Annotated in this window: 20 protein-coding genes and 1 pseudogene; 15 read left to right on the top strand and 6 right to left on the bottom strand. The window is 44.4% G+C overall.

The features are described from left to right. Positions 1-55 precede the first annotated feature (55 nt). Positions 56-1,441, top strand: a complete 1,386-nt coding sequence (locus QUB26_RS08355; protein WP_333236681.1) for a hypothetical protein — start codon at positions 56-58, stop codon at positions 1,439-1,441. Positions 1,442-1,872: 431 nt separating this feature from the next. On the opposite strand, the gene QUB26_RS08350 is transcribed toward QUB26_RS08355, so the two are convergent. Then, on the bottom strand, positions 1,873-2,709 hold the full coding sequence (locus QUB26_RS08350; RefSeq protein ID WP_333236683.1) for a hypothetical protein: 837 nt from the start codon (positions 2,707-2,709) through the stop codon (positions 1,873-1,875). A 527-nt stretch (positions 2,710-3,236) separates the two neighbouring features. Then, complete coding sequence (gene moaA, locus QUB26_RS08345) at positions 3,237-4,226, bottom strand: GTP 3',8-cyclase MoaA (protein WP_333236686.1); 990 nt, start codon at positions 4,224-4,226, stop codon at positions 3,237-3,239. Positions 4,227-4,398: 172 nt separating this feature from the next. Here moaA and QUB26_RS08340 point away from each other — a divergent pair, with 172 nt between their 5' ends. The 9 genes from QUB26_RS08340 to QUB26_RS08300 all read left to right on the top strand — a co-directional run bounded on the left by QUB26_RS08340 (position 4,399) and on the right by QUB26_RS08300 (position 11,480). Further along, positions 4,399-4,848: a nitrate reductase associated protein gene (locus tag QUB26_RS08340; RefSeq protein WP_333236688.1), complete on the top strand. Its 450-nt coding sequence runs from the start codon at positions 4,399-4,401 to the stop codon at positions 4,846-4,848. 328 nt (positions 4,849-5,176) lie between these two features. Beyond that, the gene (locus QUB26_RS08335; protein ID WP_333102792.1) at positions 5,177-5,638 is read left to right on the top strand and encodes an ATP synthase subunit I; all 462 of its coding nucleotides are present in this window, start codon (positions 5,177-5,179) and stop codon (positions 5,636-5,638) included. A gap of 55 nt (positions 5,639-5,693) precedes the next feature. Continuing rightward, complete coding sequence (atpB, locus tag QUB26_RS08330; protein ID WP_242717111.1) at positions 5,694-6,452, top strand: F0F1 ATP synthase subunit A; 759 nt, start codon at positions 5,694-5,696, stop codon at positions 6,450-6,452. Between the two features lie 128 nt (positions 6,453-6,580). Continuing rightward, positions 6,581-6,826 (top strand): ATP synthase F0 subunit C, encoded by a 246-nt coding sequence (gene atpE / locus QUB26_RS08325; protein WP_242717122.1) that lies wholly within the window; start codon positions 6,581-6,583, stop codon positions 6,824-6,826. A gap of 97 nt (positions 6,827-6,923) precedes the next feature. Further along, positions 6,924-7,409: a F0F1 ATP synthase subunit B' gene (locus QUB26_RS08320; protein ID WP_006631106.1), complete on the top strand. Its 486-nt coding sequence runs from the start codon at positions 6,924-6,926 to the stop codon at positions 7,407-7,409. Between the two features lie 87 nt (positions 7,410-7,496). Then, positions 7,497-8,024 carry a F0F1 ATP synthase subunit B gene (locus QUB26_RS08315; protein ID WP_333317476.1) on the top strand — a complete coding sequence of 176 codons (528 nt, stop codon included), beginning with the start codon at positions 7,497-7,499 and terminating at the stop codon, positions 8,022-8,024. A gap of 3 nt (positions 8,025-8,027) precedes the next feature. Further along, positions 8,028-8,573, top strand: coding sequence for an ATP synthase F1 subunit delta (gene atpH, locus QUB26_RS08310; protein WP_333037345.1), 546 nt, complete (start codon positions 8,028-8,030; stop codon positions 8,571-8,573). Positions 8,574-8,709: 136 nt separating this feature from the next. Continuing rightward, positions 8,710-10,227 carry a F0F1 ATP synthase subunit alpha gene (atpA, locus tag QUB26_RS08305; RefSeq protein WP_333317474.1) on the top strand — a complete coding sequence of 506 codons (1,518 nt, stop codon included), beginning with the start codon at positions 8,710-8,712 and terminating at the stop codon, positions 10,225-10,227. A gap of 302 nt (positions 10,228-10,529) precedes the next feature. Then, a complete protein-coding gene (locus QUB26_RS08300; RefSeq protein WP_006631110.1) occupies positions 10,530-11,480 on the top strand; it encodes a F0F1 ATP synthase subunit gamma in 951 nt (316 codons plus the stop codon). A gap of 293 nt (positions 11,481-11,773) precedes the next feature. On the opposite strand, the gene QUB26_RS08295 is transcribed toward QUB26_RS08300, so the two are convergent. Next, positions 11,774-12,085, bottom strand: coding sequence for a DUF2442 domain-containing protein (locus QUB26_RS08295; protein WP_333317471.1), 312 nt, complete (start codon positions 12,083-12,085; stop codon positions 11,774-11,776). After that, positions 12,066-12,149 (bottom strand): annotated as a pseudogene (locus QUB26_RS08290) (hypothetical protein); the annotation flags it as partial. The pseudogene QUB26_RS08290 and the gene QUB26_RS08295, both read right to left, overlap by 20 nt. Before the next feature lie 261 nt (positions 12,150-12,410). Here QUB26_RS08290 and QUB26_RS08285 point away from each other — a divergent pair. Continuing rightward, entirely contained in the window at positions 12,411-12,785 is a 375-nt protein-coding gene (locus QUB26_RS08285) for a hypothetical protein (protein WP_333317469.1), read from the top strand. 65 nt (positions 12,786-12,850) lie between these two features. Here the strand turns inward: QUB26_RS08285 and QUB26_RS08280 are convergent, their stop codons facing one another. Both QUB26_RS08280 and QUB26_RS08275 read right to left on the bottom strand, forming a co-directional pair. Then, positions 12,851-13,063 (bottom strand): helix-turn-helix domain-containing protein, encoded by a 213-nt coding sequence (locus tag QUB26_RS08280; RefSeq protein WP_194009260.1) that lies wholly within the window; start codon positions 13,061-13,063, stop codon positions 12,851-12,853. 52 nt (positions 13,064-13,115) lie between these two features. Beyond that, positions 13,116-13,328: a helix-turn-helix domain-containing protein gene (locus QUB26_RS08275; protein ID WP_333268841.1), complete on the bottom strand. Its 213-nt coding sequence runs from the start codon at positions 13,326-13,328 to the stop codon at positions 13,116-13,118. A gap of 199 nt (positions 13,329-13,527) precedes the next feature. On the opposite strand from QUB26_RS08275, the gene QUB26_RS08270 reads away from it, so the two are divergent. The 4 genes from QUB26_RS08270 (at position 13,528) to QUB26_RS08255 (ending at position 18,806) form a co-directional block, all read left to right on the top strand. Further along, the gene (locus tag QUB26_RS08270; protein WP_333317467.1) at positions 13,528-13,971 is read left to right on the top strand and encodes a hypothetical protein; all 444 of its coding nucleotides are present in this window, start codon (positions 13,528-13,530) and stop codon (positions 13,969-13,971) included. Positions 13,972-14,045: 74 nt separating this feature from the next. Next, the gene (locus QUB26_RS08265) at positions 14,046-14,318 is read left to right on the top strand and encodes a hypothetical protein (RefSeq protein ID WP_333317465.1); all 273 of its coding nucleotides are present in this window, start codon (positions 14,046-14,048) and stop codon (positions 14,316-14,318) included. Between the two features lie 328 nt (positions 14,319-14,646). Then, complete coding sequence (locus tag QUB26_RS08260; protein ID WP_333317463.1) at positions 14,647-16,749, top strand: hypothetical protein; 2,103 nt, start codon at positions 14,647-14,649, stop codon at positions 16,747-16,749. After that, entirely contained in the window at positions 16,737-18,806 is a 2,070-nt protein-coding gene (locus QUB26_RS08255) for an FtsK/SpoIIIE domain-containing protein (protein WP_333317461.1), read from the top strand. The genes QUB26_RS08260 and QUB26_RS08255 overlap by 13 nt, the downstream gene beginning before the upstream one ends. The last annotated feature ends 10 nt before the right edge of the window (positions 18,807-18,816 follow it).

Raw genomic sequence — 18,816 nt, 5'->3', positions numbered from 1 at the left:
TTGATACCATGCAATCAAGCGCAAGACAATCAGGGAATGCACTGGAGGTGTGTAAATGGAGCTTTTGGCAGAACAAAAACGGTGCTTGGATTGCTTGGTAAGCTCGATCGAGCAATTGGGAGGTCGAGTAGACATTCCAAAGCTGGAGCAGATAGCTGAGCTAATTATTCAAACGATGAGAGGGCCTTGGCGCTACTTTCACACGTCGGAACACATTTTTGAGGTCGGGGGGTCAGTCGATCCGATCGAGGTGCTGGCTGCACTGTTTCACGACCTCGTGTACGTGCAAGTCGATCAGGGCGTTAGTTTCAATATTAGCAGCGCCCTTTGTCCTTTTGTCAAAGAGGTGCGATCGCAGTTAGTTATTAGAGATGAAACCGAACTGCCCGACGATGCCATGTATCACCTAGTGGCCTCAGTATTTGGGTTTATTCCCGGCAAGACTCTCTCTCCGTTTGCCGGTCAAAACGAATTTTTGAGTGCCGTTATTGCTGCCAAATCTTTGGAGCCTTTTTTGCCAGCTAGTACGATCGCTGAGATCACAGCTTGCATCGAAGCTACTATCCCTTTTCGTCCCGTTTCGCCCAGTGGTTTGAGCGCGATCGAACTTTTGTACCAGCGTTTAGCAAGTGCAAATCGCGATTTTAACTTGGGATGGAGCGATGCCCAAACCTTAGAAATTGTCAAGCGTGCAGTCAGGTTAGCAAATAGAGATGTCGAGAATTTTGCATCTCCAAATTCCTCTAATTTCTTAGACAATACCTGGAATTTGATGCCAGAAACCAACCACGAATTGACCAATGTTAATTCCTATACTGTTGCCGGATATCGCAGGTCTCTGCAAAAAATGGAAGGATTTTTGAACTTCCTCAAACCCGAGCTGGTTTTCCAGCAGTTTATGCAAGAGCCGGACGATGCAACCTACGCTAACCTGATTGCCCGAACTCGCAAAAATATCGAAGTTGCTAAACTTTATCTGGGTATCAAGCTAATTACCATCGCCATTTTAGAAGCTCTTTCCTACCGCTTGGGGCGCGATATTCCGCTTTCTACTATGATGGGAGAATTGCGCGCACCCGGATTTAAGACCTCAGTTTTGGAGGATTACTTGCCCAACAAACAGATTGCCTACCCATTAGAAACTCAGTTGGAAAAAGAGGTTTTAAATTTGTTAGCAATAGGACGAAATCAAGAATCTCCCTATGATATTAAAAACTCTCCCGTAGCTACGTTTATTATCAAATCTATCGGTTTTGCTGAAACTGAAAACTTTTTGAAGAAAGCTCAAGAGTTTTTTGCCGGTCATATTTCCTCGGAAGAGTTTCTCTCTTACTGTTCTCCCGATGTCATCGAGACCATCTCCTCCGGGGTGATGAAACTATTTGACAGCAGAAAGACGGCTTTAGGGAAAGTTAAATTAGTTCACCAAACAGTTTCTTAGGATAGCTTGGCAAAATCTTAAAACGTTTTCCATCGCAGAAACCTGGTTTCTTGAGTTCAGCCACAATGTGCGGTTAGTCTGAGATGTTGCATTATTCTCGCTTAACAGGCTTTCGAGCCTGTTCCACAACAAGTGCATTTTCTTGTGGGGAGTAGGGGTTGGGCAGGATATCCCGCCTATAGCAGGCTTATTGATAATGGTGCAAGATTTCACTTTAAACCCTAAAAAAAGTCCTCTTTAACTAATATGTTGCACCATTCTCAATAAGCCTTTTATGAACAGGCTTTTCGGCCTGTTCCACAAGAAAATTTATATTTTGTGGAACAGGCATCTTGCCTGTTCTTGAGAATGGTGCCAGATATCAGCTTTAAAGGACTTTAGCTATGAGTCTGGGGTTTGAACCCCTGGCGGACTAATTCGACATCAAACTTTTATTGTGGTGAACCAGTCGCACCCTCTGCGCCGGAGTTGCTATCAGGTACAGCCGTATCTGTCGGATTAGAATCGCTCCGGCTTTCGGTATTAGTTTCGCCGCTGGTACCTGCTCCAGAAGCACCATCATTTTGAGTTGGAGATGGAGTAGCTGAACTCTCAGGTGCTGGAGTTGTTGGAGTGGAATCTGGCTCATTCTGCGGAGTCGGAACCGTAGTATTGGTATTATTTGACGGCGAAGATGGAGACGGCGCTGCTTCCTGAGCGGGTGCATCTTGCTGCTGTGAATTTGGAATTGTAATATTGATATTGGGAGCCGGACTTGCTTGAGGAGCCGGACTTGCCTGTTGAGCTGGACTTGGTTGAGGATCAGGCGTAGCGTTTTGAGCTGGACTTGGTTGAACCGGAACAACCCTTTCAATGATCGTTTTTTCTCTCTCTATAGTCCGAGTCGGAGCAGGTGTTGCTGAAGGTTGATTCGCTTTCGGTACAACAATCACAGGAGCAGAAGCAGGAGTAGGAGCCTCCTCACTCCGATTGAAGTAATATACACTGCCCAGAACTAAGCCTGCCAAAGAAGCAAGAAGAATTCCTAACAGTAACCCGCGACCAGCATTCTCATTATCGCGGACTTCTTGGACTCCAACTTGGCGGTGATTTTCCGCCATTTGACCCTGTACATAACCTTGGTGATGAGCTGCTTCTTTAGAAGCCTTCCCCGTTGTACTCGGAACACTTGTAGTGGTTCGCGTTGTACTGACGTGACCGTTAGTTGCATCAGTGTGAACTTCTTGATGAATTTCACGGCTAGAGCTATTTTCTTCGTTAGGTTTCATAATTATCTTCGCCACAACTATTCAAAAAGTATTTGTCTGTAGGAGATGCTCTGGTTGGAAAACTTGAGCTAAGCTGTTGAGCATTTAAATCACTTATTTCGATTTACTGTCAAGATTCAGGTGTAAGCGTTGGGTGTTTGGCTCATGAGTTTAAATGCTTAACAGCTTTTAGCTTAGGGAGTTTAGAGAACTTTTGGTTTTTCCTTCATTTGTATCCAATGTAACTCGTTAAGGTATTAACCAGGCTCTACCCTCAGAGTGATTTCCAAGTCCCCAAAGGCATAGAATTAGCCGTACTTCAACAAAGAATATCGGCTAAATGAGTTATTTATAATGCTTACTGTGCAAGCATATAGCCATCCTAAATGAGTAGTTATTTTTTACGACTCCTGCAAGGATTGCTATAGTAGTTGTAGGTTGAGTTGAGGAACGAAACCCAAGTTGTTACTTTCAGAGAGAGTTAGGTTTTGCTTCGCTCAACCCAACCTACGAATAAGTATATAAATGACCGATCGCACTAAAGATAATTAGCCACCGATTTGAGACATGGTGCGGCTGTAATTTCCTTGAGTAGTTCCCGAATCCCGCTGCTTGAAATTAATCTCCGGTTTCATCTCTAATATGTGCCGCACTCGATCGCGCAATTCAACCGTAGACACCCCATTCCGCAAAGCAGTTTTCAAGTCAATTTGCCCGGTTTCGTTCAGCAGACAAGGCCGCAGCCACCCGTCAGCAGACAAACGCATCCGGTTGCAGCGATCGCAAAAACACTCGGACATTTGGCTGATAAATCCTAAAGTGCCCTTCGCCCCCGGAATTTGAAACACATCCGCCGGCCCATTTCCGCGAACACCCGACTCCGCTAACCCGTATTTGTCGCTAATTTGTTGCCGCAATTCGGCTGAGGCTACCCAACCCTTATCGCCAAATAAATCCCCATTGCCAATTGGCATAAACTCAATAAATCGAACGTGCCAATTCCGGTTAATTGTTAACGCCGCTAAATCCAATATTTCGCCGTCATTCACACCGGGAATTACCACAACATTCAGTTTCAGCGGGTCAAATCCAGCTTGATAAGCCGCTTGAATTCCCTCCCAAACCTGCGTCCATCGCGATCGTCCCCGACTACCAATTATCTTATCAAAAGTCTCTGGTTCCAAGGAATCCAAACTAATATTAATCCGGCGCAAACCAGCATTGTAGAGATTTTCCGCCATTCCCGCCAGCAAAAAGCCATTAGTTGTCATTGACAAATCTCGCGTTTCCGGCATCGAGGCGATCGACCTTACCAAATCCACCACCCCAGGCCGCAGCAGCGGTTCCCCACCTGTCAAGCGAAACTTGGTAAATCCCACGGGTATAAAAACTTCGCGCAGCAGAGTTAGCAATTCCGAGTGAGTTAACAACTGCTGCTGCAATACATAGTCCAACTCGCTACCTTCTGGCATACAGTAGAGACAGCGGAAGTTGCAGCGGTCTATCAAGCTAATCCGAAGGTAGTCTACGGTATCCATGTCAATAGTTTGTAATATTATTTAATTATAAATGCTGACTCGATTTTCTGCAATTATTGAGGACAATGCACCTGCATCAAATTCTTTTCACCTTCCCCATCCTCTCTTACTCTGCGCCCTCTGTGGCCTCTGCGGTTAATAAAAAAAATCTCATTCACAAATTTGTATATCTATGTTCTTTGAATTTGAAGCTGACTTTGTAGAAGCCCTGCGCTGCATTCCGATGCAAGTACGTCTCAAATTAGATACTTGCGGCATTAAATTGAAGTTGCAGGATTGGAATCACTTTACTCAAGCAGAACGTCAAACTCTTGTAGATAAACCTTGCTCGACAAGTGCAGAAATTCAAGATTACCGAGAACAGCTAAACCAAGTATTAATTCAACAGACAGGCAAACCGGGAACTGATTTGGCTGTTGATGAAAATCCCCCCTGGATGGATGCTGCAACTGTACCGGAGTCTGTTTCTGCAAAAGCGCAAGAGTTCGGCGTGACAATTTCTTTGGCACAGTGGGCGAGTTTGCAGCCTCTACAGCGATTTGCTTTGATTAAGCTTAGTCGATCGAGCCACGAGAATAAAAATTTCATTCCGGCGCTTCAAGAGTTTAAGGTTATTGAATGAGATCAAGTTTTAATTGACTTTGAGGGCGCAGAGGCAGACAAGGGAGAGTTACCTCATCGATTCGGGCGATCGTCCTCTGTCCATATCTCACTTAGTGAGACTTACTTAGTGAGACAAGTGAGAACAAAGTATAAAAAAGTGGGCCTGGCGGTGGGAAAGGTAGCGTGAGGTCGATCGGACATTTAACGGCTTGAGGTTTCCGAAGCGCCCGACACCAAATTCCGACAAGTATGATTAATTTAATTTTAAGTATTGTTACCGCAGCGTGGTATTATTTTTCTGAGTTTGCAAAGCACTCGCCTGCTACCTGCATTAGTTTCTGAGCTTCGTGAACACGCAAAACACACCCACCGAACCCACACCAGCAACGGAGGATATTCCTCAAGCTGGCACAGTCTCAACAGTCTCGACAGTCTCGTCCGAGACAACGAATCCCATGCAAGACTTTTATCGCCTCCAACAAGAGTTGTTGGCGTACACCCTTGCGTTTACGGCGATTATTTTTATCTCCGTTTGGATTTTTTACTCGCTCAATATTGCCCTGAATTATTTGCTTGGGGCGAGCACAGGTGTGGTTTACTTAAAGATGTTGGCTAGAGACGTTGAACGAATCGGCAGCCAAAATCAACGCATCAGCAAGACAAGGCTCGGTTTGTTTTTCGCGGTGATGATAGTAGGAACACAGTGGAATCAGCTACAGATTTTACCGATATTTTTGGGATTTCTGACTTACAAAGCTGCGCTGATGGTTTACGTGATCCGAAGTGCATTAGCACTAGACTACAGGTAAGTCAGGCAATTCGAGCAAAACTCAACTCATCGATTTGTATGGGGAAGCCCGTTGAATGGCAATGCTTGACGTTCTAAACACCTTTAATCGTTTCCCCCTCGCCAAATTGGAAGTTGGCCAGCAGTTGTACTGGCAACTCGGCAATCTGAAAGTGCACGGGCAGGTTTTTCTAACCTCGTGGTTTGTAATTGCCGTTTTAGTCGTAGTTTCGATTTTAGGAACCAGCAAAATCCAGCGAATTCCCAGCGGAATGCAAAATTTTATGGAGTATGCGCTGGAATTTATTCGGGACTTGGCTAAAAACCAAATTGGGGAAAAAGAATATCGCCCTTGGGTACCGTTTATTGGTACATTATTTCTGTTCATCTTTGTGTCAAACTGGTCTGGCGCTCTAATTCCTTGGAAGCTGATTAAGCTGCCATCAGGTGAATTGGGAGCTCCTACCGCTGACATCAACACCACGGTAGCATTTGCACTGCTGACTTCTCTAGCATATTTTTATGCAGGTCTCAGCAAAAGCGGCTTGGGGTATTTCGCCCACTATGTTGAACCGGTGCCTTTCATGTTGCCGTTCAAAATCATAGAAGATTTCACTAAGCCTCTGTCCCTGAGTTTCCGTTTGTTTGGCAACATTCTTGCGGACGAATTGGTGGTCGGAGTGCTAGTGTTGCTAGTGCCTTTATTTGTTCCTCTGCCAGTGATGGTTCTGGGACTATTTACGAGTGCAATTCAAGCTTTGATTTTTGCTACCTTAGCCGCCGCCTACATTGGTGAAGCTCTAGAAGGCGGTCACGGCGAAGAACACCACGATTAACTAACGATAAACGGCGAAGCATGAGGGAGGAAAAAATAAATTTCTGAACTTAAACTTTCTGCCGTAAAATCGGACAATTCTCTAGACTTTCTGTTCTCAATTTTGTACTTTAGATAAGGAAAATCATCATGGACTCAACAGTTGCTGCCGCTTCCGTAATTGCCGCCGCTTTGGCAGTAGGTTTAGCCGCAATCGGCCCTGGCATTGGTCAAGGTAATGCAGCAGGTCAGGCTGTAGAAGGGATTGCCCGTCAGCCGGAAGCAGAAGGTAAAATTCGCGGCACCTTGCTGTTGAGTTTGGCGTTCATGGAAGCGCTCACAATTTACGGTTTGGTCGTAGCCCTAGTGCTGCTGTTTGCCAACCCCTTCGCATAATAATTGGAAATTTTAGATTTGAGGTTTTGGCGATTCTAATCCAAAATCTCAAATCTAAAATCGATTAAGCGAATTAGATGGAAGCCGTCAAAAAATCATGATGCACTGGACAGTATTACTAGCAGTTGAAGAAGCGGCTAAGGAAGGGGGACTGTTTGATATAGATGCTACGCTGCCTCTGATGGCGGTGCAGTTTTTAATTCTAGTCGCAGTCTTGAATGTAATTTTTTACAAGCCGCTCAGCAAGTCAATTGACGATCGCGCCGATTACATTCGCAACACTCAAGTCTCCGCCCAAGAACGCTTGGCAAAAGCTCAGCAACTAGCGCAGCAGTACGAGCAAAAACTGGGAGAAACTCGCAAACAGTCTCAATCAGTAATTGCTGCTGCTCAAGCTGATGCCCAAAAAATTGGGGCAGCCAAAGTAGCTGAGGCTCAACAAGAAGCTCAAGTCGCGCGAGAAAAGGCTGGGCAAGAAATAGAGCAGCAAAAGCAAGAAGCAATGCGCTCACTAGAACAACAAGTAGACGCGCTCAGCGGCCAAATTCTCGAAAAGCTATTAGGGCAGTCGCTGGCCAAATAGCGAGACCGAAGAGTTTTAGATTTTTGATGGAATCTTAAATCTAAAATCGCTTCACCCAATCTGCACGCGCAATTATGGAAGAGTATCATGGGGACTGTTTTATTGCTAGCCACAGAAGCTAGCGGCGAAGGTGGTTTCGGTTTAAATTTCGATATTTTAGAAACCAACCTGATTAACCTGGTCATTATTATTGCAGTGCTGTTTTATTTCGGGCGCGGATTTGTAGGTAAAATCCTGACTGAGAGGCGTTCGGGCATCCAAGAGGCGATTCAAGATGCAGAAAAACGCCAAAAAGATGCAGCAGCAGCTCTAGCAGAGCAACAGCAAAAATTGACTCAAGCGCAAGCAGAAGCCGAACGAATTCGTGCCGCTGCTGAAGAAACTGCCAAGAAAGCAAAAGAAACAATTCTAGCTCAGGCAGCGCAAGACGTTGAACGCATGAGAGCAACAGCAGGTCAAGAGTTGGAAGCGGAGCGGGAAAGAGCGATCGCCCAACTGCGATCGGCGGTTGTATCTCTGGCATTAGCAAAGGTGGAAAGCCAGCTAAAAACTAGCTTGGACGACAGCGCTCAACACCAATTAATCGATCGCAGCATTGCGTTACTGGGAGGCTAAAACGTGAGTACAGTCAGCACAGAAGTCTTACAGCCTTACGCATCTGCCTTGATGTCACTGGCTCAGTCCAACAATCTCTCAGAGAAGTTTGGCGAAGATATTCGTTCCTTACTGAGCCTGCTAGAAGGTTCGGAAGACTTGCGTCAATTTTTAGCCAATCCGCTGGTAAAACCGGATGCTAAAAAAGCTGTGATTCAGCAAATAGCGGGTGAAGAAATGAGCCCATTGATGCACAGCTTTCTGAAGCTATTAGTAGACAAAGGAAGAATTCTTTTTTTAGAAGGAATTGGCAAACAATACTTGGCAAGGCTCCGAGAACTCAACCAAACAGTATTGGCTGAAGTTACATCGGCAGTCCCGCTTTCAGACGCTCAACAGCAGACTGTGCGCGAGAAAGTGCAGGCGATGACCAGCGCTAGTCAAGTAGAAATTGAAACCAAAATAGACGCAGATTTAATCGGCGGTGTGGTAATCAAAGTAGGCTCTCAAGTAATTGATGCCAGCCTGCGGGGACAATTGCGCCGTCTGGGAATTCGCTTGAATTCCTGATAGTTAATAGCTGATGACTATTAGCTAATTTAATTAGCAGTTAACGGTTGGTAGTTTTGAACAACTGATAACTGACCCTTCGACTACGCTCAGGGCATCGCAACTGACAACAAACAACTGACAACAAACAACTGACATGGCAGCAATCAGACCTGACGAAATTAGCAGCATTATTCGCCAGCAAATTGAGCAGTACGACCAAGATGTAAAAGTCTCTAACGTCGGTACTGTTCTGCAAGTAGGCGACGGCATTGCCCGGATTTATGGCTTGGATAAAGCCATGTCTGGGGAATTGCTAGAATTTGCCGACGGCACCGTGGGCATTGCACTGAACCTCGAACAAGATAACGTGGGTGCAGTGTTGATGGGCCAAGGCCTCGGCATTCAAGAAGGTTCGGCAGTTACTGCTACTGGCAGAATTGCTGAAGTCCCCGTGGGTGAAGCAATGTTGGGACGGGTAGTTGATGCTTTGGCCCGTCCGATTGACGGCAAAGGAGAAATTAAAACTACTGAATCTCGCTTGATTGAATCTCCGGCACCGGGGATTGTTTCTCGCCGTTCTGTTTACGAACCCATGCAAACAGGAATTACCGCTATTGATGCGATGATTCCGGTGGGAAGAGGACAACGGGAACTGATTATCGGTGACAGACAAACCGGTAAAACTGCGATCGCGATCGACACGATTATTAACCAAAAATCGGAAAACGTGATCTGCGTTTACGTGGCGATCGGTCAAAAAGCTTCTACAGTAGCTAACATCGTCAACGTCCTGCAAGAAAAGGGCGCGATGGACTACACGATCGTAGTAGCAGCAAACGCTAGCGACCCCGCAACCCTGCAATACTTGGCTCCCTACACAGGTGCTAGCTTAGCCGAGTATTTCATGTACAAAGGCAGGCACACTTTGGTCATTTACGATGACCTTTCCAAACAAGCACAAGCTTACCGCCAAATGTCTCTGTTGCTGCGCCGTCCTCCCGGTCGCGAAGCTTATCCCGGAGACGTGTTTTACCTGCACTCTCGCTTGCTAGAACGCGCTGCTAAATTGAGCGACGATTTGGGCGAAGGCAGCATGACTGCTTTGCCAATTATCGAAACCCAAGCGGGTGACGTTTCTGCTTACATTCCGACGAACGTAATTTCGATTACCGACGGTCAAATCTTCCTTTCTTCTGACTTGTTTAACTCTGGTTTGCGTCCGGCTGTAAACCCCGGTATTTCTGTATCGCGGGTAGGTTCAGCGGCTCAAACTAAAGCAATGAAAAAAGTAGCCGGTAAGGTGAAATTGGAATTGGCGCAGTTTGAAGAACTGGCAGCATTTTCTCAGTTTGCTTCTGACTTGGATAAAGCTACTCAGAATCAATTGTCGCGGGGTCAACGCTTGCGGGAACTGTTGAAACAGGACCAAAGTTCGCCTCTGCCGATGAACGAACAAGTGGCTATAATCTATGCCGGTATTAACGGCTATATGGATGACATCCCAGTGGAAAAAGTCAGCAAGTTTACTGTTGGTTTGCGCGACTATTTGCGGACTAGCAAGCCGCAGTACGGCGAAATTGTTCAAGGCGGAAAAGCCTTGACTGATGAAGCTGAAAAGCTGCTGAAAGAAGGCATCACAGAATACAAGCAAACTTTCTTGGTTTCTGCGTAATTAGTCATTAGTCATCAGTCATTAGTCATGGGTCATTAGTTAAGTCACAGATCCCCCCTAGCCCCCCTTAATAAGGGGGGGACAAGAGCGTTCAAAATTCCCCTTTTTAAGGGGGGAGACTAGAAGCACTCAAAGTCCCCCTTATTAAGGGGGATTTAGGGGGATCGAGACTTCGAGACACAGGGTTTCACTCTTAAGTTGACACCAATGGTTAATGCCGTATCCCTACCGTAGCTAAGCTTAAAAATTGATGGCTGGGAACTAAGAACTCAGAATAAAAACTAAGAAAAAAGGAGAAAATTATGGCAAATCTGAAAACTATTCGCGATCGCATTAAGTCGGTCAAGAACACTAAAAAGATTACAGAAGCGATGCGTTTGGTGGCCGCTGCAAAGGTGCGCCGCGCTCAAGAACAGGTGACTGCTACTCGGCCTTTTGCCGATCGACTGGCAGAGGTATTGTACGGTTTGGCGGAACGCTTGCAGTTTGAAAACCTGGATTTGCCGCTGCTGAAAAAACGCGAAGTGCGATCGGTGGGACTGTTGGTAGTTTCGGGCGATCGGGGTTTGTGCGGCGGCTACAACAGCAACATCATCAGATACGCCGAAAATCGCGCTAAGGAAATCAAAGCTGAAGGCTTAGACTACAAATACGTGTTGGTAGGACGCAAAGCTACTCAGTATTTCCAGCGCCGCGAACAGCCGATTGATGCTACTTACGCTAACTTAGAACAAATTCCCACAGCACCGGAAGCGGCACAAATTGCTGACGAATTGCTTTCCTTGTTCCTGTCGGGAACTGTGGACAGAGTTGAGCTAATTTACACCAAGTTTGTGTCGCTAATTAGTTCGCGTCCGGTAATTCAAACTTTGCTGCCCCTCGACCCCCAAGGTTTGGAAACTCCCGATGATGAAATCTTCCGCTTGACATCGCAAGGCGGACAGTTTCAAGTATCCCGCGAGAAGGTTGCTTCACCTACGAAGAGCTTGCCCAGAGACATGATTTTCGAGCAAGACCCGGCGCAAATTCTGGAGGCTCTTTTGCCCTTGTATTTGAACAACCAATTGCTGCGGGCTTTGCAAGAGTCTGCTGCTAGCGAGTTGGCGGCGCGGATGACGGCGATGAACAATGCTAGTGAGAATGCTAGCGATTTGATCGGTAGTTTGACGCTGACTTATAACAAGGCGCGGCAAGCGGCAATTACTCAGGAAATCCTGGAAGTTTGCGGCGGTGCTGAGGCTTTGAACGGTTAGGTTAGGGTTGACAATTTGTTGATTTTATGGTAGGCGTCTGGGGAAACTCAGGCGCTTTTTTTTAACAGTTAGATCCTTGATAATATCAGGTTCGGTTAAATAGATATAATTCCTGTAGGGGCGGGTTCACCAATAATAATTGGCTAAAACCGACAATCTCATAAACCCGCCCGGCCGGTTCTTATCAGCAATTAACCAAACTTGATATAATTCGGCGGTTGAAACCGCTTCTTGTCAAACGAAGTCCGCCTGCGCGGACTAAGAAATAAGGAGGATTATTAAAGCCAGGTTTGTTAGTAGACTATCTTCCCGCGTTCCTCTAACCACCGCTGAAATGACTTCTGACTTTCTCCAGATGGTTTACCGAGAATGATATTTTTGATGCTAATGTCTTCGTCAATATCAGGCCAGTGGATTCCATCATTTCCACCAATAAATCGCCAATTATTGCGTTCGTTTGGTGTGCTATGCAATAGCCGAGGATACCAAGCTAAAGGAACAGAAATAGTACGACCATCGGATAGATCGACTGTTAGGGAGTCGTCTGTAACAACTACGTTTTGTGCTTGGGGGATTTCTAGCAACTCAACCATTAAAGAAGTCATTCCAACCTGCTAATAATTGCTGTTGATGTTCTTCAACAAGTTTCTGAATGCCATTGATTTCTGTACGATTGAAGCCTTTATTATTTTGAAGGCGAACTGGACTAAGCCAAAACTTAGCTTCTTATCGATCGCGCTCAACGTGAACGTGGGGTGGTTCATCCCGATCGCCCGCATAGCAGAAGAAACGGTATGGGCCGACTCGGAGTAACGTAGGCATTCAGACTTATTAATCACAAACTGACTTCTCTATTTTAACCGATGCACGAGCTTTCATCTCTGATATAGTCGAAGTATTGAACGGGATTGTGCGATCGTCTTTAAAAAAATGGCAAAAAAAATCTGGATTGTCTACAAAACCGAAAGCATGAGTGCTCCGGGCTGGGAAGAACGTCAGCTTATGCCGAGGGGCAGTCTAACTAATATACTTTGGGAAAATTGGACTTGGGAAGAAAACCCAGAAATTCCTCAAGTAGGGGACAAAACCCGCGATTATGAAAATCTATCTGACCCCGGTAATGGAGTCACCCACGGGAAAGATGGAGATTGGGTAGTTACTCGCGTTCAGCAGTTTTTTGCTTCCGATACTGAGGAGCGAATTGTGGTGTGTTACTGTTCTTACCAACCTGTTACATCTGATTGGGAAGCGCTACAACAAAGCGAGTCTGTCAATCAGATGCTAGCAACTGTCGAGCAATATTGAGTTAGATAAAAGTTCGATCGCGTCTGGAGTAATTCAGACGCTTTGTTTGAATCTAAATATGTCCGCTACTCTTTGACGACCTCAACCAAATCTTCCACCATCACGTCAAAAGTACGTGCCAACTTCAGCAGACAAGTAAAATCAACCATTGCCATTCCCGGAGAACGTGAATAGGTGCTGAGTGTGCTGTAAATGACTCCCGATCGCTCAGAAACCTCTTTGATCGTCCAGCCTTTCTCAGCAGCAAATTCTTTAACCCGCAATCTAATTAAACCCATTGACAGACTACTAGATTTAGTTTTTAAGAATTTTATCGTAAAGGTTGATCGACTATTCCTGCACTATGTCGTACAAATCTTCAATCATCACATCGAATGTTCTGGCTAACTTGTGCAAAGCCGTCACGTCAATCGTTGCTAATCCGGGCGATCGCGCGTAGGTTCTCAGGGAACTGTACACCACTCCAGAGCGATCTGACACTTCTTTGAGCGTCCAACCCTTCTCGTCCGCAAATTCTCGAATCCGCAATTTAATTAAGCCCATAAGCTCTTGACAGATGATCTATATAGGTCAGATAATAATTTTATCGTAAAAAGCGATCGCCCCTAGGCCTGGAAAACTCAAGGACGATCGCTTATCAAAGTTCAAATCCCATCAACTGGGATTTATTAACCATCTGAAATTCCCATCAAGTGGGATGTACCAACCATTGAAAATTCCCATCAAGTGGGATGTACCAACTATGTTAGCAAGCTTTCGACCAAAATCAACCCCCAGACACAGATTGAGCCGGTTTGTCACGAAAGAGGCGATCGCGCGGCTGCTGAAAATCAAGGTAGAACAAATATATCGCTTCGAGTGCTGGGCGCATATCCTGTACGTGCACGCTAAAGGCATGAGTCGGTTTGTGAGTTATGCCGACTTTCCGCCTGTTTTGGGAGTGGAATCGCCCTCTGGTTTAGATTTTGGTTATTGGAAGCGCCGGATGGCGAGTCAGAAACAGAGACACGCGCCGGATTTTTGGGTGGATTTTTATGCGGATAGATTTCACAAAGCTGTTTCTGTTTCTGAATTGTTGGAGTGGGGGGAAATGGTGCGGGTGATTAAATTGATGTTGGGGGCGATCGCCCTGGAGTCGCTGCGAAAGGTTTATGCACAAGAGAAATCTCTGCTGGAACATTTCTAAGAAGAGCGATCGGCTAAAAATAGCGGGCAAGAGTCGTAAAATATTGATTGAAAACAGGTAAAGGAAGAAGAACAATGACAACCGAACGCTGGAACGATGAAATGGTGGATGATTTGGCTTCCACTGTAGAGCAAACGACTCGGAATGTCGATATGCTGGTAGGTGCTGTCAATGCTCTTTTAGAAAGAGACTCACAGCGGGATGAAGAAATGCGGCGGCGGGATGAAGAAACGCGGCGGCGGGATGAGGATTTTCAACAGTACAAAATAGAAAATGACCAGCGATTTAATATTTTGCTCGAAGAAGTCAGATTTTTAATCAGAAAGCTGGGAGAGAATCAAGGATAGATTAGCAAGTAAAGTTTGCCATCTATTCATCTGTTCAAAAGCGGCTAATATAGCACGTCTAAGTCATTTGTGAAATTTCTTTCTTACCCCCTCGCCTTGCTAAGGAGAGGGTTGAGGTGGGGTAAAAACTTTACTACTCATTTATACCCGCTGTAGCGTGCCTGCGTAAGTCCTGTCAATCTTAAAATTTGATTAATTTAATGAATTTGGGGAACTCAGGCATTTTTCGGTAGCTACATATACAAGTTGCTTTTTTCCTCATAGCAAGCTAAACTTTAAGGCATACAATTTTTTCCATGCGCTTCCCCCTCTATCCCTTGTTAAGCCCATGAGTAACGTTTCAAACATTCCAGGTGAAGGCGGTCTCCCAGATCGTTTCAGAAATGTGGGAGATCAAATCCAGAAATACTTCGATTTGGCCGACAAAAACCCCGATCGGGCTGTTCCTTTCTTCGCCAACATCTGGGAAACTCAAGGATCGCTAACGACGCGGGCTCTGGCGCTGCAAGGTTTGGGTCGTGCAGCACAACACGGTCACGTCAAGCAGGCTCTAGCTGACTGGGATGTGCTTAAAGATATCGCCAAGGAAGTCAAGGGAAAAGGGGAAGTTAGCAGCGATTTGACTCGATGGGCGGCGGCGAAAGCCCTGGAAGACATTGGATATTCTCTGAGGGATTTACAACATCTAGAAGGGGGCGGTTTCACTGAACCTCTCGATCGCATACGCCGGGAAATTCGCGATCGTAAGCTGGCGGAAATCAACAGAATTCAGCGCCTCAACACCAGAAGGGAAACAACGGCAGAATATGATAGAAACCTAGAATTTTGGCTGTACGGGCCGGTTGAGGAGTTATTCGCTGGTAACGATCACTCTCCGAATTATCAAGAGTTAGTAAAAGATGTCATTCGCGAGTTACACGGGCGCGGGGTGTATTTGGGATTGATATCGCCCAATCTACTGGTACAGGCGGAGGCGCTACTTCAAGCTGGGTCGATTTTTAAAGAATCTGCTGAGATTGAGAATTTTCTCTATCCGTTTTTGGAAGATTTTTTGCATAACCCCAACCAGGAAATATCATTTAGAATTAATGCTGCGGAGATTATCCATACAGCAAGTGATTTAAACAGAAAGCTGAAAACATTGAGCAAGTTGTTGTTGGAAGAAAAAAATCCAAAATTGCAGGAGTGGGCGCTGGGGAAAACTCAGCCATTATTTAAACTATCTGCTCAGATTGAGGAATATCTCTATGGGCTGTTGGAAGAGTTTTTGCATAACTCCAGCCATGAAACATCATTGAGAATTCATGCTGCGGAAATTATCAATACAGCAACGGATTTAAACAGAAGGCTGAAAACATTGCTCCAGTTGTTGTTGGAAAATACAGAGTTGCGGAATGCTGCGGTGAGGCTGTTGACTCCATACAAGCAGGAGTTAGCTAGAGTAGAGTCTGATGCTGATACAGTTTTGGATGCGCTGATTTTTGACTATCGCTTAAATCAACCTGAACCCAAAGATTTAACAATTTCACAGATGGAAAATTCTATTTCATCAGCAAGTCAGGATCACAAGGAAATTTCAGCGATATTTACAATTGCTATAGCAGTATCGGAATCACTAGCGCGACGATACGGGCGATCAGGCTCAGTGTTGAAACAATTTTTGGAAAATAAGCAGGATGAATACGTGTCAGCGATTGAAAGTTGGTTACAAGTCTTAAGATATCAAATTTCTGAAACTGAACTAGAACAAAGAAAAGTTCAATATAATCAAGCTTTGATAAACGAAACAATTGATTTGATGAGTGAAAGAAATAGTTACCAAATTATGTATCATTATTATATAGACGAAAGAGGCAATATTACTTCCTATAATTCAAAGGTAAAAAATACATATGTTTGGCCTTTTCCTATTCCTGAAAAACTGTGTATTCTCGACCAAAGCATTGTACTTTCCAGTACAATTTCTTATACTTATAACCAAATCTGCCAAATTAAAAGAGATTTAAAATCAATAAACGTTTATTTACTAAGATTCGCAATTGAAGCAAAAAAAGACGAAACTGCACAAAGAGGATTATTAGATTATGATTCATCTTATGATTTATCTTATTATGATTATTATTCATCTAATTTATTTGATTTTGACGAATTACCAGACCATGAAAAATCATTATTGGTGATATTATTAATAGTAGATATTATTATGTTATGGACTATAGTTGTTATTTTTTTTGCTAACCATCAATGGTCATGGTTTGCCACATTATTAATAGTGATAAATCTAGGAATAATGGTCAAAATATATCAACGATGTTTCAAAAAACACCAGGCAGCGAAAAAAGAACACCAGACAAGGAAAAAAGAATTTGAGAAAACAATTGAAAACATACAGTCTATTCTCTACAAGTTAAATACTCAATGGCAAGAATAAATAATCAATCATATCTTCTGGGCTTAGAAATTGCTCCTAAGCGGACTATTCACGATAACACTCGCCCAACTGAACTCCGTAAGAGCCTCCAACAAACCCAACAACAGCTAATCCGCCGCCTCGGTACCAACCTAACAATTTCCCTCCGCTACATCTATGACCCGAATCAATCCCCCAAACTCAAAACATACCTCCTAATCAATCAACCCCACAATACCCAAACCGAAGAAAATTCCCAACAAATCCTTAGCCTCCTCACCAAAGGCAAATTAAGCGAATTCTTCACCCTCACCCCTCAACCCAACCTTAGCATCTGCCAAAACTTAGACTGGGTGCAAATTATTGGCGAAATACTCAAACATGAGGAATTAATCGAACCCCAAAATTACTACCTACCTCACCTCTTCGAGGCCAATCCCACCAATGATATGTCAGCAGTCTGCGATGTCATCCACCGCTTAGACAGCAAGCTAATTTTAGAAATCACCCTCCAAACCCATGACAACCCCAATCAAAAATCCTGGGTAAATGCCATCAACCAAATGCTCGCTCAATTAGAAAAAATCAACGCCAGCGGCACAAAAGACAACCTTCTATCTGTGACATTAGCACTCTATCAAAAATACCAACAATCATATCCCAGCAGTGACTTATTCCAATATAGTATCAAAGCCTTAGCAGAAAATTGGGGCGATGCTTCCGTCGTCCTCAGTACCCTCATCGAGCACGCCACCAAAGAAATCCCTCACGGTAAACAACCCCGAATTGTCAAAGTCAACAAAAGCAACCCCGCATTTTCCGAAAGCTTGGAAGCCACAAAAAAAGTAGAAATTTCCACCGCCATTGAGTGGGAAGGCTGGCAAAAAGACATTGATCAAATGTTAATTAAAAATGCCATAGAACCACAAAAAAAAGGTATAAAAAAACTCAGTAACTCTTCTGGAAATCTCCCAGATAAACCATCATTCAGTGCTCCCAACGCACCATTGTTGACAGGTGACATCAATTCGGAACCCAATCAAAATCTACCAAAACCCTATGATGCAGTGTTAGGCGGTTCAGCTTTAGCGAAGTTGTCATCAACTCCGCCACCATCTCGGATAGTTGATCTGAAACCATTGCATCGGTTAGCGAGTGCTCAAGAAATCACTGGATTTTTCCGCATTGCAGTTTCCCAAGAAATTACTATTGAAAGTATGACAGAAAAAATCTTGCCCGTTGCTAATGCTGAAGACTTATTCACTTATTACAAAAGTCTTCTGGAACAGGATTATGAGACTTACCGAGATTGCTACATAGTCGGCGTTAATGACGAAGGAAATCCGGTAATATCAAGCTGGGGAGAAACACCTCATCGCTTAGTTGCTGGCGTACCAGGTGCAGGTAAAACTAACTTTCTGAATTGGGTAATTTTCCAGTTTCTCTATGGTAATCCCACAGGAAAAATCTATATTGCCGATTTTGCCGGAGTTGACTTTAACTTTTTGGCAAAGCACTTCCCAGATAATGTGGAAATTATCACAACCGTAGAAGAATGTCAAAAATTAGTTGAAAAAATTCATACTGAGGAGTATCAAAGACGTATCAAGTTACTGAAAGAAGCTGAAGTCCAGAATATTCAACAGTTAAGAGAAGAGGGGGTTGAGATTCAGCGCACGCTTTGGATTATTGATGAAGCAGCAGACATAGCACTTGCGCCCAGTAAATTAAAAGAAACGATTCAGACGAGATTAATTGAGTATGCGCGTAAGGGACGTAAATGCGGTCTTCACGTCATTTACTGCACTCAAAAACCATCAACTACTATCATTACACCACAGGTGCTTGAATCCTGCGAAGAAAAAGTCGTTTTCCGAGTAAGTTTAGCAGCCAGTGAAGCTATTATAGAAACTAGCCAAGCTGCGAAAATCTCAAAAGAAGCTCGTGGTCGGGCTGTTTTAATGCTAGTTGGAGGTGATGACAATAATTATGTAAATACTCCTTATATTCAAGTTCCTGTAGGCAAGAAAGTCTTAGTAGAAGATACGCTATGGCGTTATCTAGCTACTAAATCGTAAAATGTTTTTA

It is taken from the genome of Microcoleus sp. B4-C1 (assembly GCF_036705285.1).
Classification (GTDB): domain Bacteria; phylum Cyanobacteriota; class Cyanobacteriia; order Cyanobacteriales; family Microcoleaceae; genus Microcoleus.
The sequence above is the reverse complement of the archived record's forward strand: the minus strand, read 5'-3'. Positions and strand labels throughout refer to the sequence as shown.

Bases quoted from the DNA above. Each gene is read 5' to 3' on its own strand.
- QUB26_RS08355 (WP_333236681.1), top strand. From the start codon at position 56: ATGGAGCTTTTGGCAGAACAAAAACGGTGCTTGGATTGCTTGGTAAGC.
- QUB26_RS08350 (WP_333236683.1), bottom strand. From the start codon at position 2,709: ATGAAACCTAACGAAGAAAATAGCTCTAGCCGTGAAATTCATCAAGAA.
- moaA (WP_333236686.1), bottom strand. From the start codon at position 4,226: ATGGATACCGTAGACTACCTTCGGATTAGCTTGATAGACCGCTGCAAC.
- QUB26_RS08340 (WP_333236688.1), top strand. From the start codon at position 4,399: ATGTTCTTTGAATTTGAAGCTGACTTTGTAGAAGCCCTGCGCTGCATT.
- atpB (WP_242717111.1), top strand. From the start codon at position 5,694: ATGGCAATGCTTGACGTTCTAAACACCTTTAATCGTTTCCCCCTCGCC.
- atpE (WP_242717122.1), top strand. From the start codon at position 6,581: ATGGACTCAACAGTTGCTGCCGCTTCCGTAATTGCCGCCGCTTTGGCA.
- QUB26_RS08320 (WP_006631106.1), top strand. From the start codon at position 6,924: ATGATGCACTGGACAGTATTACTAGCAGTTGAAGAAGCGGCTAAGGAA.
- QUB26_RS08315 (WP_333317476.1), top strand. From the start codon at position 7,497: ATGGGGACTGTTTTATTGCTAGCCACAGAAGCTAGCGGCGAAGGTGGT.
- atpA (WP_333317474.1), top strand. From the start codon at position 8,710: ATGGCAGCAATCAGACCTGACGAAATTAGCAGCATTATTCGCCAGCAA.
- QUB26_RS08300 (WP_006631110.1), top strand. From the start codon at position 10,530: ATGGCAAATCTGAAAACTATTCGCGATCGCATTAAGTCGGTCAAGAAC.
- QUB26_RS08295 (WP_333317471.1), bottom strand. From the start codon at position 12,085: ATGACTTCTTTAATGGTTGAGTTGCTAGAAATCCCCCAAGCACAAAAC.
- QUB26_RS08285 (WP_333317469.1), top strand. From the start codon at position 12,411: ATGGCAAAAAAAATCTGGATTGTCTACAAAACCGAAAGCATGAGTGCT.
- QUB26_RS08280 (WP_194009260.1), bottom strand. From the start codon at position 13,063: ATGGGTTTAATTAGATTGCGGGTTAAAGAATTTGCTGCTGAGAAAGGC.
- QUB26_RS08275 (WP_333268841.1), bottom strand. From the start codon at position 13,328: ATGGGCTTAATTAAATTGCGGATTCGAGAATTTGCGGACGAGAAGGGT.
- QUB26_RS08270 (WP_333317467.1), top strand. From the start codon at position 13,528: ATGTTAGCAAGCTTTCGACCAAAATCAACCCCCAGACACAGATTGAGC.
- QUB26_RS08265 (WP_333317465.1), top strand. From the start codon at position 14,046: ATGACAACCGAACGCTGGAACGATGAAATGGTGGATGATTTGGCTTCC.
- QUB26_RS08260 (WP_333317463.1), top strand. From the start codon at position 14,647: ATGAGTAACGTTTCAAACATTCCAGGTGAAGGCGGTCTCCCAGATCGT.
- QUB26_RS08255 (WP_333317461.1), top strand. From the start codon at position 16,737: ATGGCAAGAATAAATAATCAATCATATCTTCTGGGCTTAGAAATTGCT.